A 13,399-nucleotide genomic window follows, 5' to 3' on the forward strand; every position below is an offset into this window, starting at 1 on the left:
CTGGAGGGCGCCATGACCTCCAGTTTCCCCAGGGCGCAGGTCGACATCGACCTCGACGCGATCCGCCACAACCTCACCTTGCTGGGCGCCCGCGCGCCCGGCTCCGAAGTGATGGCCGTGGTGAAGGCCGATGCCTACGGCCACGGCGCGCTGCCGGTGGCGCGCGCCGCGGTCGAGGCCGGCGCGAGCTGGCTCGGCACCTGCTCGCTCGGCGAAGCCCTGAGTCTTCGCGCGGCCGGGATGACGACCCGCCTGTTCAGCTGGCTGGACACGCCCGACGTCGACTTCGCGCCGGGCATCGAGGCGGACGTCGACCTCGCGGCGAGCTCGACCGGTGAGCTGGCTCGCATCGCTGCAGCGGTCCCCGCGGGTACCCGGGCCCGTGTGCACCTCAAAATCGACACCGGGCTTTCGCGCAACGGCTGCCCGCCCGCCCGCTGGGCCGAGCTGGTCGAAGCGGCGGCCGCCGAACCGCGGATCGAAGTCGTCGCGATCTGGTCCCACCTCGCGTGCGCGGACGAGCCGGACCACCCGGCGACCGACCTGCAGGCCAAGCGGTTCGCCGAGGCCTACGACGTCGCCCGCGCCGCCGGGCTCGACCCGAAGCGGCACCTGGCGAACTCCGCGGCCCTGCTGACCCGGCCGGACCTGCACTTCGACGTCGTCCGGCCCGGCATCGCGATGTACGGGCTCAACCCGGTGCCGCAGGCCGAAGACCTGCGCCCGGCCATGACGTTCCGGTCCGCGGTCGCCCTGGTCAAGCGCGTCGAAGCCGGCGAATCGGTGTCCTACGGGCACACCTGGACGGCGGAGCGCGACACGAACCTGGCGCTCGTGCCGGCCGGCTACGCCGACGGCGTCCCGCGGTCGCTGTCCGGGCGGATGGACGTCCTCCTCGGCGGGCAGCGGCGGCCGGTCGCCGGGCGCGTCTGCATGGACCAGCTGGTCGTCGACTGCGGCGACTACGAACCCGCCGTCGGCGACGAGGTCGTCCTCTTCGGCCAGGGCGCGCACGGCGAGCCGACGGCCCGGGAGTGGGCCGACAAGCTGGGCACCATCGACTACGAGATCGTCACCTCGATGTACCGCCCGCGGGTGCGGCGCCGGTATCTGGGGGCGCGCTGGTGACACCTTCACGTCGACTGCTGGCCATCGCCGGCGGGGTCGGGGCCATCGCCACCGGGACCGCCGCCGCCGCTATCGTCGCCGCGCAGCAGCGGCGGCACAGTGAGGATCCGTACGTGGACGAGCCGCTGGGGGAGCTGAAGCCGGACCGTACTTCCACGGTCGCGGCCGAGGACGGCACGCCGCTTTCGGTCGAGGAGATCGATCCGGAAGACGGCGGCGAACCCGAACTGACTGTCGTGGGGGTACACGGCTTCGCGCTTTCGCGGCGCTGCTGGCACTTCCAGCGTCGCGACCTGGCGAAGCTGCGGCTGCCGCGCGTGCGTCAGGTCTACTACGACCACCGCGGCCACGGCTTGTCCGGCGCGGCCTCCGCGGAGAACTCGACGATCGAGCAGCTGGCGCGCGACCTGGACTGCGTGCTGCCGTCCGTGGTGCCGGAGGGGCCCATCGTGCTGCTGGGCCACTCGATGGGCGGCATGGTGATCATGGAGCTGGCCGCCGAGTTCCCCGAGCTGTTCGAAGACCGCGTGTGCGGGGTCGCCTTCATCGCGACCGCGGCGGGCGAAGTGGGCGCACGCGGGTTGCCGCGTTCACTGCTCTCGAAGTACAACCCGCTGACGCGCGCCGCCGGCGGCCTCGCCGGCTGGCAGCCCGGGCTGGTCGAGTTCGTCCGCGCCGCGGGCGGGCAGCTGACGCGCCAGGCCGTGCGGCGCCTGGCGTTCGGCAGCCGCGACGTCGCGCCGAGACTCGTCGACTTCATGCTCGAAATGCTCGAGGTGACGCCGGTCCGCGGGCTCGTCAACTTCGTCGACACGCTCGGCAGCCACAACCGGTACGCCGCGCTGGCCGGGCTGAAGCACGCGGAAGTGCTGGTCATCGGCGGTGATTCGGACCGGTTCACGCCGTTCTCGCACGCCGAGCGGATCGCGGCCGAGCTGCCCGACGCGGAGCTGGTGCGCGTCCGCGGCGCCGGGCACATGGTGCTGCTCGAACAGCCCGAGCTGGTGAACAGTCATCTGATCGATCTCCTGCAACGCTGTTCCGGTGCGGACGGCGTGGCTTCGGCTCAGCGAAACTGGTGGTGGCAGCGTTGACGTTCGTGTTTCCCACGCCCGAAGACACGATGGAGTTCGGGCGGTCCCTCGGCCGTTCCCTGCGCGCGGGTGACCTGGTGCTGCTCGCCGGGCCGCTCGGCGCGGGCAAGACGACGCTGACGCGCGGCATCGCGGACGGTCTCGGCGTCGGCGGCCGCGTCAGCTCACCGACGTTCGTGCTGGCCCGCGTCCACCCGGCGGGCCCGGCGGGGGTGCCGCTGGTGCACGTGGACGCGTACCGCCTGGGCGGCGACCTGTCCCAGCTGGACGACCTCGACCTGGACACGGACCTGGAACGCTCCGCGATCGTGGTCGAGTGGGGCGAGGGCTCGGCGGAGCGGCTGTCGTCGGATTACCTGGTGGTCCGGCTGGACCGCCGCGAGGACGACGTCCGTGAGGTCACCCTCGAACCGCACGGCACCTGGACTGACCGCGTCCCGGAGCTGGCGCGGGCGTAAGTCCGTACAGGACAGGAGATTCCCGCACTGCCGGAGGGCAGCGACCGCCCGGTGTCCACGGTGGTCGCTGCCCTCGGTAGCTGCTCTCAGCCGCCGTTGTACTGCTGGTAGACCGGTGCCCGGAAGGCCTTGGCGCCCGCGCCCGCGATCTTGTCGACCGCGCGCAGGAACTTCGGCCCCATCTTCGCGCTGGCCTGCCGGACCGGGTGCGTGGCCCCGAAGTCCTCCGGGTTCGCCTGGCCGTGCGCGAACATCGAGTAGATCAACACCGGCTTGCCCGCGGCGTCGAACATGATCCCCGCCTCGTTGCGGCCGTCGTTCAGCCAGCCCGCCTTCGTGGCGATCCTCGCCCGATCGCCGGACGACATCTCACGGCGGATACCGTCGGTGAACGCCACCTGCGACCGCAGGATGGACAGCAGGTACTCCGTCGACGCCGGGCTCAGCAATGTGCCCGCGAGCAGCGCCTTCAGCAGGTCGTGGGTCTCGCGCGGAGTGGTCTGGCCGAGGAAGTAGCGGTTCGGGTTGGCCACCGGCGTGACCTGGGTCTTGGGGAAACCCTTGGTCACCAGGATCTCGTTGATCTCGGCCGCCGGAACCACGAGCCCCACCAGCCGGACGCACGTGTCATCCGAAACAGTGAGGAACAGCGACAGGACGTGACCCAGCGTGAACGCGCTCGGGTACGCCTTGTCCAGGATGATGATGCCGTCGCCACCCGGCACGACGATGCTCTCCGGCACCTGGACCTGCTGGTCCAGCGTGAGCAGGCCACGGTCGATCTTGTCCATCAAGGTGACCGCGACGGCCACCTTGTTGACGCTGTACGCCTCGACGATCTCGTCGGACGCCACGTCGACGGCCACCTGGCCGGCCACGCTGATGTAGGAGTTCCAGATGCCGCCTGCCTCAGCGGCCGCGTCGTCGTAGACGCGCTTCACTTTCTGCCTGGCCCGGTCCGGTGTGGCCGGGCTGGCCTCGATGTCTGCTTCCTGCGCGAACGCGGGAGAGCCGGCCAGAATGCTTCCAGCGGCGACAGCGGTCCCCAAACCGAACGCCGCTCGCCTGTTCAGTCGATACCCCATCACGAGATCCAACCACGGATGGATGCCGTATTTCTCCGAGTGGCCGCAGTCCTGATCGGACGTCGGTCATCGAGCCGGACTCACGACCGCTCTGGCGACGCCGAGGTCGACCAGGTCCTGCGGCCGCAGCCGCAGCTGGTTCGCGAGGTCCGGGACCTCCGAAGCCGGCCGCTTGAGGATCGCCGCCGCGGCCTCGGGGGACGTCACCGAGAAGTACGCGTCCGGCGTCACCCACGTCGACCCCGCCGCCGCGAACGCCAGTGCTCCGCCCGAGCCGCCCTCGCCGATCACCAACGTCGTCACCGGGATCGACGCCGTCGCGACCGCTTCGAACATCGCCGCGATCGCGCCGCCCGCGCCCGCCCGCTCCGCCGCCGCGTCGTTCGCCGCGCCCGGGGTGTCGACCAGGGTCAGGACCGGGATGCCCAGCCGCGACGCCAGCTGCACCAGCCGTGCCGCCGTCCGGAAGCCCGCAGGCGACGTCGGTGTGCCGCACTGGGCCGCGTACGCGATCGTCCGGCCGTCGCGCCAGCCGAAGCCGCACGACACCCCCGGGTCGACGCCGCCGGCCCGGTCGCCGCTGACGTCCGAGCGCCAGTCGAAGTACGCGTCGAGGTACTCGACGGCCCGCGGCCGGCGCGGGGATCGGGCCGCCTGCACCGCTTCCCAGCCCGTCGAAGGCGGCGAAGCCGGTCGCAGCGCGGAAGGCAGGGGAGCCGCCGCCGTCGACCGGGCTGTCAGCAGCCGCAGCCACCGTTCCAGGACGGCGCCGAGGTCGTGGGGAGAGACGATGGCGTCGACCTGACCCCACTCGTACTTGGCCTCCGCCGTGTACGCCTCCGGCGAGCCGGCCGGCCGCACCCGCGAGCCGGCGAAGCCGACCTGAGCCTCCGGCAGCGCGAGGATGACGTCGGCGCCCGCGCCGAGCGTCGCCCAGCCGCCGCCGGTCGTCGGGTCGCGCAGCACCGAGATCTGCGGGATGCCCGAGGCCCGCGTCAACGCCGACGCCCGCGCCACCCGCTGCAGCTGCATCAACGCGCGCATGCCCTGCTGCATGCGGCTGCCGCCGGTCGAAATCAGCGACACCACCGGCAGGCGGGCGTCACGCGCGTGCGCGAACGCCGCCTCGATCCGGTCGCCGGTGCGCTGCCCGAGCGAGCCGCCGAGGAACCCGAACTCGAACGCGACCAGCACGGCCTCGACGTCGCCGACCTTCGCCGTCCCGCAGACGACGGACTCCTTCTCGCCGGTGCGCTCTTCGGCGGCGGAGCGCGCTTCGCGGTAGCCGGGCCAGTCGATCGGCCCGTCGGCCGGCTCCTCGCGCAACGGCGTGGGGAACTCCACGAAGCCGGTGGCGATCGCGCCGACGATCTCGCGCGCCGGCTGCCTAGGCACCGAGCGCCCGCTTCATGACCTTGCCCATGTCGTTGCGCGGCAACGCGTCCAGGTAGCGGACGACCCGCGGGCGCTTGTGCGGCGCGAGCAGCTTCGCGACGTGGTCGGCGAGTTCCTCCGCGCTGGGCGGCGGGCCGTCCGGCACGATCCACGCGACGATCCGCTCGCCGAGGTCGTCGTCCGGCTCGCCGGTGACGGCCGCCTCCGCGACGCCGGGGTGTTCGAGCAGCGCGTTCTCGATCTCGCCGGCGCCGATCTTGTAGCCGCCGCTCTTGATCAGGTCCGTCGCCTTGCGGCCGACGATCTTCACGTAGCCGTCGGTGTCGCGCGTGGCCATGTCGCCGGTGCGGAACCAGCCGCCGTCGAACGCGGCCGCCGTCGCGTCCGGGCGGTTGAGGTACTCGGTGAACAGGTTGGGCCCGCGCACCTGGATCTCGCCGACCGTCTCCACGTCGTCGATCGTCTCGCCGGCTTCGCCGACCAGCCTGAGTTCGACGCCCCGCAGCGGGACGCCGACGGTGCCGGGCTTGCGCTCGCCGTCCGCGCGGACGCTCGTGTTCATCAGCGTCTCGGTCATCCCGTAGCGCTCGACGACCTGCTGGCCGGTCGCCGCGGTGATCCGCTGGTGGTCGTGCACCGGCAGTGCCGCGGACCCGGAGACGAGCAGCCGCGCGCCGCGCAGCGCGTCCGCCAGAGCGCTGTCCGCGCCGACCTCGCCGGCGATCCGGTGGTACATCGTCGGGACGCCGAACAGCATGGTCGCGCCGGCCGACAGCTCGCGCGCGACGCCCTCGGTCGAGAACCGGCCGAGGTGGCGCACCGAGCCGCCGCGGCGCAGCGGGCCGAGGATGCCGAGGATCAGGCCGTGCACGTGGAACAGCGGGAGCGCGTGCACGAGGACGTCGTCCGCGGTCCAGCCCCAGGCGTCCTCGAGCGCGTCGAGTGTCGTCGCGATCGAGCGGCGGGGGAGGACGACGCCCTTCGGCGGCCCGGTGGTGCCCGAGGTGTAGACGATCAACGCGGGCGTCTCGGGGTCCGGCTCCTCGGCCAGGGGCGTCTTTTCCCCGGTCAGCGGGATGTCCCGGCGGGGCAGCGCCGCCAGGCCTTCGGGCAGCTCGACGCCCGGTTCGGCCAGCACCACCTGCGGCTCGCTGTCGGCGAGGATGTGTGCCAGTTCGCGCTCGCCGATCTTGGGGTTGAGCGGCACGGCCGGGACGCCGGCCAGCAGCGCGGCGACGACGGCGACGCTCGTGTGCAGGGTCGGGGTCGCCCAGACCGCGACGCGGCCGCGGGGCAGTTCACGGGCGAGACCGCCGGCGACGGCGGCGAGGTCGTCGTAGGTGAGAGCCTGTTCGCCGAATCCGAGGGCTTCCTTGCCCGAACCTGACACGAGGGTGGGGAACAACGGGTCGGGCACCGCGGGGACCTCCCAGAGTCGCACTCGCTCCGCACGTTACCGTGCTGATCCGTCCCCTGCAGCAACCGGCCGAAGCCCCTGGTCGTACGCTTGCTCACCGTGTTGGTACTGGCGATCGATACCTCGACCCCGGCGGTCACCGCGGGTGTGGTCACGGTGGACGCTGACGGCGTCGAGACGCGCGGAGAGCGCGTCACCGTGGACCCCCGGGCCCACGGCGAACTGATCATGCCGCACGCGCTCGCCGCCGCCGAGGCCGCCGGAGCGTCCCTCGAGGACCTCGACGCGATCGTCGTCGGCGTCGGTCCCGGCCCCTTCACCGGCCTGCGCGCCGGGATGGCCACCGCCGCCGCGCTCGGGCACGCCCTCGGCCTCCCCGTGTACCCGGTCTGCAGCCTCGACGCGCTGGCCGCCGACGTCGCCGCGGGCGACAGCGCGTTCCTCGTCCTCACCGACGCCCGCCGCCGCGAGGTCTACTGGGCGGCCTACGACGCCGCCGGGAACCGCACCGACGGCCCGCACGTCCAGCGTCCGGCCGACCTGGTAACCGACGTCAAAGTCGCAGCCGGCGACGGTGCCCTGCTGTACGCCGACGCGCTCGGCGTCCGGCCGATCGAGCCGCGCTTCCCGTCGCCCGCCGGGCTGGTGAAGGCCGCCCGGAGCGCGTTGCTGGCGAAGGAAACGCCCGCGCCGCTGACGCCCCTGTACCTGCGTCGTCCCGACGCCGCCGAGCCCGCCGCGCCGAAACGGGTGACCGCGCCGTGAGACTCGAGCCGCTGCGCCGCCGGGACATCGCCCGGTGCGTCGAGATCGAGCAGATCCTCTTCCCCGGTGACGACCCGTGGAGCTCCCGCGCCTTCCACTCCGAGCTCGACGCGGGCAACTTCTACCTCGCCGCGCGTCCGGACGACACCGACGAGCTGCTCGGGTACGCCGGGCTGGCCGTCGTCGGGCGGCGCCGCGGCGAGTACGAGGCGACGGTGCACACGATCGGCGTCGCGCCGGAGTACCAGCGCCAGGGCATCGGCAAGGCGCTGCTGCAAGCGCTGCTGGAGCGGGCCGACGAGTTCGAAGCACCGGTGTTCCTCGAGGTCCGCACGGACAACGACGCGGCCCTCGCGCTGTACGAGAGCCACGGCTTCGAACGGCTCGGCATCCGGAAGCGCTACTACCAGCCTTCCGGCGCCGACGCGTACACGATGGTCCGCCCGGCGCGGACGCGAGACGAGGTGGCGGGCTGATGTCACGCATCATCATGGGCATCGAGAGCTCGTGCGACGAGACCGGCGTCGGCCTGGTCCGCCTGCACGACGACGGCGCGGTCGAGCTGCTCGCCGACGAGGTCGCCTCCAGCGTCGAGCAGCACGCCCGCTTCGGCGGCGTGGTGCCCGAGGTGGCGAGCCGGGCGCACCTCGAGGCGATGGTCCCGACGACCACGCGCGCCTTCGAGAAAGCCGGGCTCACTCTGTCCGATGTGGACGCCATCGCGGTGACGGCCGGCCCGGGCCTGGCCGGCGCGCTGCTCGTCGGCGTCTCCGCGGCGAAGGCGTACGCGACGGCGCTGGACGTGCCGTTGTACGGCGTCAACCACCTGGCCGGACACATCGCCGTGGACACGTTGCAGCACGGGCCGTTGCCTGCGCCGTGTCTCGCGCTGCTGGTTTCCGGTGGGCACACGCAGCTGCTGCGCGTCGACGACATCGCGTCGTCGATCACCGAGCTGGGATCCACTGTGGACGACGCGGCGGGCGAGGCGTACGACAAGGTGGCACGCGTCCTCGGCCTGCCGTACCCGGGCGGCCCGCCGATCGACAAGGCGGCGAAGAACGGAAATCCGTCCGCGATCGCCTTCCCGCGCGGCATGACCGGCCCGCGCGACGCCAAGAACGACTTTTCGTTCTCCGGCTTGAAGACGTCGGTGGCGCGCTGGGTCGAGGGAGCCGCGCGGCGCGGCGAGGAAATCCCGGTGGACGACGTCGCGGCGTCGTTCCAGGAGGCCGTCGCGGACGTGCTGACCATGAAGGCGATCCGCGCGGCCAAGGAACAGGGGATCGGCACCATCGTGATTTCCGGTGGCGTGGCGGCGAACTCGCGGCTGTCGTCCCTGGCGGCCGAACGCTGCGAGGCGGCGGGCATCGAGCTGCGCGTGCCGCGGCCGCGGCTGTGCACGGACAACGGCGCGATGATCGCGGCGCTGGGCGCGCACGTGGTGGCGGCGAAGCGCCCGACGGCGCCGCTGGACTTCAGCGCGAACCCGGCCCTCCCGGTCAGCGTGGTCTCGCTCTAGTCCCCCGCTCGAACGCAGTGAATGACTCATTCCTGGCGTCCAGCGCAAGGAATGAGTCATTCACTGCGTTGCCGCAGGGGGCTCAGGAAGCCGCGGCGTGCCGGTGGGCCGTGGTGGCCACCCCCAGCATCTCCTCGATCGCCGCCACCGCCAGCACCGCCGCATCGCCTTCGCCGTAAGGGTTTCCGACCTGCGCCGGCCGTAGCTCACCGCTCAGCAGCCGCGCCGCCGTGTCCGCGATCCGCTCGGTGTCCGTGCCCACCAGCCACGCGCAGCCCGCTTCCACGACTTCGACCCGCTCGGTGACGTCGCGAAGGACCAGCACCGGCGTGCCGAACGTCGGCGCCTCCTCCTGGATGCCACCGGAATCCGTCAGCACCAGCGACGCCAGCCGTAGCGCGCGCACGAGGTCCGGGTACTCCAGCGGGTCGGTCACCGTCACGCGCGGCAGGCCCTCCAACGCGGCTTCCACCTGGCCGCGGACCTGCGGGTTCGGGTGCGCCGGGAACAGCACCTGCACGTCCGGGTGCTCGGCCACGATCAGCTGCACCGCGGCCAGCGTCCGTTCCAGCGGCTCGCCCCACGACTCGCGGCGGTGCGACGTCACGAGCACCAGCCGCTCGCCCGCCTCCGCGATCTCCATCTCCAGCAACGCCAGCGCCGTGTCGCGCGCCGGAAGGTCGCGCGCCGCGATCTCCAGCACCGCGTCGACGACCGTGTTGCCCGTGACCGCGATCCGTTGCCGCGCAACGCCTTCGCCGCGCAACGCCGCCGCCGCACCGAGGGTCGGCGCCAGGTGCAGCGCCGCCAGGCGGGACACCATCTGCCGCGCGCCCTCCTCCGGGAACGGCGCGGCGAGGTCGTGCGTGCGCAGCCCGGCTTCGAGGTGCACCACCGGGATGCCCAGCCAGAACGCGGCCAGCGCGCCGGCGAGCGTCGTCGTGGTGTCGCCCTGCACGACGAGCGCGGCCGGGGCGAACCGGCGCAGCACGTCGTCGAGTGCGGGCAGCAGGCCCGCGACGAGCTCCGCCTGACCGCCGGTCACCCGCGGCGGCACGTCCAGCCACGCGTCCACGACCAGGCCGAACGGGGACAGGGCCTGCTCGACCATGCCCGCGTGCTGCCCGCTGTGGACCAGAACCGGCCGCAAGGCCGGGTGCGCGTCCAGTGCCAGTGCCAGCGGCGCGAGCTTGAGCGCTTCCGGCCGGGTCCCGGCCAGCAACATCACATCCACGCCGCGGCGCTCCTTCTCCACGTAGTCCAGTGTCCCGGAAATTTCCCCCAAGGGGCCGCCGGCGTGCGAGGGGCGCACGCCGACGGCCCTCCTTTCAATCCCGCGCCCGGGAGAGGCGGCGGTTGCGGCGGTGGGCGGCGATCAGCGCGACGGTCCCGAGCAGGACCAGGAGCACGCCGACGGCCAGCCACCACCCGACGTCGGCCCCGGTGGCGGCGAGGGTGCCCACCCCGCCGCCGGCCACGCCGACGCCCGCGCCCGGCATCTTGTACATGCGGGCCTCGCTCAGACCTGGGCGGAACGGCGGCGGTGGATGCGCGTCCCGACCACCGGCAGCGCGACCGCGCCGAGCAGGCCGAGCCCGATCCACAGCCCCGCGCCGGACGCCAGCGGCATCGGCGGCGCGGCCGGGCCGCAGGTCGCCGACGACACGATGACGTCACCCGCGCCGAGCGTGCCGGCGACCCCGCCGAGCAGCTTCACGTGGAGGGCGTTGACCGTGAGGCTGCCGTCCTTGTTCTTGATCTGCTCGTTGAGGATGACGGTCGCGATGGTGATCCCCGCGAGCCCGACCTTGATCTGGGTGTTCGGCGCCGGGTTGGCGTCGACCGCGCCGACGCTGCCGAGCTTCGCGTCGGCCAGCGTGCTGCTGCCCTTGACGCCTTCCTGGGTGGCGGTGCACACGGCTTCGACGGCCTTGACGCCGACGGCGCCGAGCGTGGCCTTGAGCAGCGGCAGTCCGACGTCGGCGGTGGTCGCCTTCGCCGTCACCGCGCCGGAGTTCTCGTCGCGCTTGGCTTCGGTGGCGATCACGCCGGCGGTCAGGATGCCGGGCACGGTGGCGTTCGCCAAGGTGCTCGTGGCCGGTCCGGCGGTGCTGGCGGCCGCAAGCGGCCCCACGTGCACCGCGGGCTGGCCGAGGAGCGTCACGTCGACCTTGACGCCGTACGCGGACCCGTCGCCGGGCGCGGCCGAAGCGGGCGCCGCGCCGGCGAGCACGAAGCTCGCCACCACCGCGGCGAGCAGGCCGCCGCGGCGCACGAGGGAGCTTTTCATCAACTGGTCCTCCGAATTTCGCTGAGTTTCCCTGGAGTTCGCGTGACGGCGGCGCGGATCGACCGGCTTGCCTCGGCTCGGCACGCGAATCGACTATCGCGAAGAGCGGCCCGAATAGCACACATAATTTCCCGAATCACCGGATCGGGTATTCCACGTCGTCGTTTTCGCTGGTCGCCGGAGACATCACCCGGTCGGCGTAGCAAGTTCGCCGTCGATACTGCCGAATGGCCGGCCAAACCACACCTCCGGGTGGAACGGCGAGGCGTTCATGACTTACGCTCGCCCGGGGTCCGCAGCTTGAACGAAGAATCGACACCGAGAGGAACGTCGTGGCCGTAGCGAGCGCTCCGAATTCAGGCATGGCAAGGTTTCCGCTGGTCATCGCGCTCGGCGCGCTGGCCGCGGTGGGAGTCGCCGTGGTGCTGGCCGAGCGGTTCTACCGTGAACTCGAAGTACGTCTCGCCGGCGCGATCCTCGATCTCATCACTACATCGGGTGTTTATGTCGCGCCTGATCGGGAGTCTGTCTACTTTGGGTTGAGCAGTGCTACTCCATTCGGGTTGAGAATGACGCCGGAATGTTCGTCGGCGTTCCTTTTGCTTCCGCTGCTCGTTGTGACCATGGCCATGTTGTATTTTCGGCCGGCCAATGCGAAGCGGCTCTTCTTTTCCCTCGGCATTTCCGCGCTCGTCGTCGTGCTGGTGAATCAGCTGCGCATTCTCACGATCGTCGGGCTGGTGCACGAGTACGGCACCGACGAGGGCTACTACTGGGGCCACACGCTGCTCGGCTCGATGGTCAGCGTGCTCGGCGGCGCCGTCTCGCTCGTCCTGTTCGTTTGGCTCGCGACGCGGAAGAAGAACGCATGAGCGTCAAGGTCCTGCTGGCGATCACGCAGGCGTTCGCGCTGACGATGAGCGTGGCGTTCCTGGTGTACGTCGTCGTGATCGTCGTGCCGTACCTGCGCCGCAAGCCCGCGCCGGTGGGCGATCCGGCGGACTTCACCTGGCACTTCTTCGTGCCCTGCCGCGACGAGCAGACCGTCATCCGCGAGACCGTGCGCTACCTGCGCACGACGTTCCGCAAGGCGCACGTCTGGGTCGTCGACGACGACTCCGACGACCGCACCGCGCGCGTCGTCCGGATGCTGTGGCGGCGCCACGGCGGCTACGACCCGTACCTGCACCTCGTGCCGCGCGTACGGCCCGAGGCCCGGACCGGCAAGGGTGACGCGCTCAACGCGGCCTACCGGGCCCTGAACGACTGGATGGGGCCGGAGGCGGCCCGCGACGACGTCGTGGTCGTGGTGGTCGACGCCGACGGCCGGCCGGCCCCGAACTGCCTGGAGGTCTGCGCTGCGGACCACCTCTTCGGTGACGAGGGGATCGGCGCGGTCCAGCTCGACGTGTGGATGAGCAACGTCGAAACGCCGCCGCCGTCGCGCAACCCGGTGGGGCGCTGGTTCGGCCTGAAGCTCGCGCAGCTGCAGGACCTCGAGTTCCGCACGGCGATCGCGGCGATCCAGACGTCCCGCGGCTTCACCGGCACGATCTCGATGGGCGGCAACGGCCAGTTCACCCGGCTCACCGCGCTCGACTCGATCGCGGGCCCGGCCGAAGAGCCGTGGCGCGGCTCGCTGCTGGAGGACTTCGAGCTCGGCGTCCACCTGCTGACGGCGGGCTGGCGCACCGGGTTCACGCCGGATTCCCATGTGGCGCAAGAGGGTTTGTACAGCCTGCGGCGGTTCCTGGTGCAGCGCACGAGGTGGGGGCAGGGCACCATGCAGTGCGCCCGCTACCTGCGCCGGATCTGGGATTCGCCGCACGTCAGCACACTCGGCGCCGCGGAGATGATGTACTACCTGGCCCAGCCGTGGCTGCAGCTGCTCGGCTCGCTGCTGTACCCGATCCCGTTCATCCTGCTGGTGGCGAGCACCGCGGGCGATCCGGCGCAGATGTGGACGTGGTTCACCGGCGGCGCGTGGATCCTCTTCGCCATCTACGGCTCGTTCGGGCTGCTGCCGTTCCTCGTCTGGGGCCCGGTCTACCAGCTGAAGTGCTTGCGCAGCAAGAACATCCTGCGCGGGATCGGGATGGGCTTCGCGTACGCGGCGTACATCTACACGTTCTACGTGACGTCGTGGCGAGCCTTGTTCCGGCTCATCCGCGGCCGCAACGGCTGGGCGAAGACGCGCCGCAACACCGAGCAGTCCGCGGGGGCGAAGGTCGCGCTGGATGCCTGA

Annotated in this window: 14 protein-coding genes; 8 read left to right on the top strand and 6 right to left on the bottom strand. The window is 71.9% G+C overall.

Annotation, left to right across the window (positions count from 1 at the left end; translation table 11 throughout):
* Positions 1-12 precede the first annotated feature (12 nt).
* From alr to tsaE, 3 genes are read left to right on the top strand one after another with little or no spacing between them, the layout of a single operon-like run.
* Positions 13-1,128, top strand: a complete 1,116-nt coding sequence (gene alr / locus ACZ4TR_RS44550; RefSeq protein WP_465294596.1) for an alanine racemase — start codon at positions 13-15, stop codon at positions 1,126-1,128.
* On the top strand, positions 1,125-2,222 hold the full coding sequence (locus ACZ4TR_RS44555) for an alpha/beta fold hydrolase (protein WP_465294598.1): 1,098 nt from the start codon (positions 1,125-1,127) through the stop codon (positions 2,220-2,222). Before alr ends, ACZ4TR_RS44555 begins: the two co-directional genes overlap by 4 nt.
* Positions 2,219-2,680: a tRNA (adenosine(37)-N6)-threonylcarbamoyltransferase complex ATPase subunit type 1 TsaE gene (gene tsaE / locus ACZ4TR_RS44560; protein WP_465294600.1), complete on the top strand. Its 462-nt coding sequence runs from the start codon at positions 2,219-2,221 to the stop codon at positions 2,678-2,680. Before ACZ4TR_RS44555 ends, tsaE begins: the two co-directional genes overlap by 4 nt.
* 86 nt (positions 2,681-2,766) lie before the next feature.
* Here the strand turns inward: tsaE and ACZ4TR_RS44565 are convergent, their stop codons facing one another.
* The 3 genes from ACZ4TR_RS44565 to ACZ4TR_RS44575 form a co-directional block, all read right to left on the bottom strand.
* Positions 2,767-3,729: a serine hydrolase gene (locus ACZ4TR_RS44565; protein WP_465294912.1), complete on the bottom strand. Its 963-nt coding sequence runs from the start codon at positions 3,727-3,729 to the stop codon at positions 2,767-2,769.
* A gap of 102 nt (positions 3,730-3,831) precedes the next feature.
* The gene (locus tag ACZ4TR_RS44570; RefSeq protein ID WP_465294602.1) at positions 3,832-5,160 is read right to left on the bottom strand and encodes a carboxyl transferase domain-containing protein; all 1,329 of its coding nucleotides are present in this window, start codon (positions 5,158-5,160) and stop codon (positions 3,832-3,834) included.
* Entirely contained in the window at positions 5,153-6,577 is a 1,425-nt protein-coding gene (locus ACZ4TR_RS44575) for an acyl-CoA synthetase (RefSeq protein ID WP_465294913.1), read from the bottom strand. Before ACZ4TR_RS44575 ends, ACZ4TR_RS44570 begins: the two co-directional genes overlap by 8 nt.
* A 99-nt stretch (positions 6,578-6,676) precedes the next feature.
* Between ACZ4TR_RS44575 and tsaB the strand changes: the two genes are divergently transcribed.
* Genes tsaB through tsaD form a run of 3 tightly spaced genes read left to right on the top strand, consistent with a single transcriptional unit; the run spans position 6,677 to position 8,864 of the window.
* The gene (gene tsaB, locus ACZ4TR_RS44580) at positions 6,677-7,342 is read left to right on the top strand and encodes a tRNA (adenosine(37)-N6)-threonylcarbamoyltransferase complex dimerization subunit type 1 TsaB (RefSeq protein ID WP_465294604.1); all 666 of its coding nucleotides are present in this window, start codon (positions 6,677-6,679) and stop codon (positions 7,340-7,342) included.
* A complete protein-coding gene (gene rimI / locus ACZ4TR_RS44585; protein ID WP_364523488.1) occupies positions 7,339-7,818 on the top strand; it encodes a ribosomal protein S18-alanine N-acetyltransferase in 480 nt (159 codons plus the stop codon). Before tsaB ends, rimI begins: the two co-directional genes overlap by 4 nt.
* A complete protein-coding gene (gene tsaD, locus ACZ4TR_RS44590) occupies positions 7,818-8,864 on the top strand; it encodes a tRNA (adenosine(37)-N6)-threonylcarbamoyltransferase complex transferase subunit TsaD (protein WP_364523486.1) in 1,047 nt (348 codons plus the stop codon). The genes rimI and tsaD overlap by 1 nt, the downstream gene beginning before the upstream one ends.
* Before the next feature lie 82 nt (positions 8,865-8,946).
* On the opposite strand, the gene wecB is transcribed toward tsaD, so the two are convergent.
* The 3 genes from wecB to ACZ4TR_RS44605 form a co-directional block, all read right to left on the bottom strand.
* The gene (gene wecB, locus ACZ4TR_RS44595) at positions 8,947-10,098 is read right to left on the bottom strand and encodes a non-hydrolyzing UDP-N-acetylglucosamine 2-epimerase (RefSeq protein WP_465294606.1); all 1,152 of its coding nucleotides are present in this window, start codon (positions 10,096-10,098) and stop codon (positions 8,947-8,949) included.
* Positions 10,099-10,192: 94 nt separating this feature from the next.
* Positions 10,193-10,372, bottom strand: a complete 180-nt coding sequence (locus ACZ4TR_RS44600; RefSeq protein ID WP_465294608.1) for an LPXTG cell wall anchor domain-containing protein — start codon at positions 10,370-10,372, stop codon at positions 10,193-10,195.
* Positions 10,373-10,383: 11 nt separating this feature from the next.
* A complete protein-coding gene (locus ACZ4TR_RS44605; RefSeq protein ID WP_465294610.1) occupies positions 10,384-11,154 on the bottom strand; it encodes a choice-of-anchor P family protein in 771 nt (256 codons plus the stop codon).
* Positions 11,155-11,516: 362 nt separating this feature from the next.
* Here ACZ4TR_RS44605 and xrtP point away from each other — a divergent pair, with 362 nt between their 5' ends.
* Both xrtP and ACZ4TR_RS44615 read left to right on the top strand, forming a co-directional pair.
* Entirely contained in the window at positions 11,517-12,026 is a 510-nt protein-coding gene (xrtP, locus tag ACZ4TR_RS44610; RefSeq protein ID WP_465294612.1) for an exosortase P, read from the top strand.
* A complete protein-coding gene (locus ACZ4TR_RS44615; protein WP_465294614.1) occupies positions 12,023-13,399 on the top strand; it encodes a glycosyltransferase family 2 protein in 1,377 nt (458 codons plus the stop codon). Before xrtP ends, ACZ4TR_RS44615 begins: the two co-directional genes overlap by 4 nt.

Source organism: Amycolatopsis sp. NPDC028719, from assembly GCF_055565395.1.

What these genes read in the sequence shown, in the direction of transcription:
- ACZ4TR_RS44605 (WP_465294610.1), bottom strand. Translation starts at nt 11,154, where the DNA reads ATGAAAAGCTCCCTCGTGCGCCGCGGCGGCCTGCTCGCCGCGGTGGTG.
- xrtP (WP_465294612.1), top strand. Translation starts at nt 11,517, where the DNA reads ATGGCAAGGTTTCCGCTGGTCATCGCGCTCGGCGCGCTGGCCGCGGTG.
- ACZ4TR_RS44615 (WP_465294614.1), top strand. Translation starts at nt 12,023, where the DNA reads ATGAGCGTCAAGGTCCTGCTGGCGATCACGCAGGCGTTCGCGCTGACG.
- alr (WP_465294596.1), top strand. Translation starts at nt 13, where the DNA reads ATGACCTCCAGTTTCCCCAGGGCGCAGGTCGACATCGACCTCGACGCG.
- tsaD (WP_364523486.1), top strand. Translation starts at nt 7,818, where the DNA reads ATGTCACGCATCATCATGGGCATCGAGAGCTCGTGCGACGAGACCGGC.
- ACZ4TR_RS44600 (WP_465294608.1), bottom strand. Translation starts at nt 10,372, where the DNA reads ATGTACAAGATGCCGGGCGCGGGCGTCGGCGTGGCCGGCGGCGGGGTG.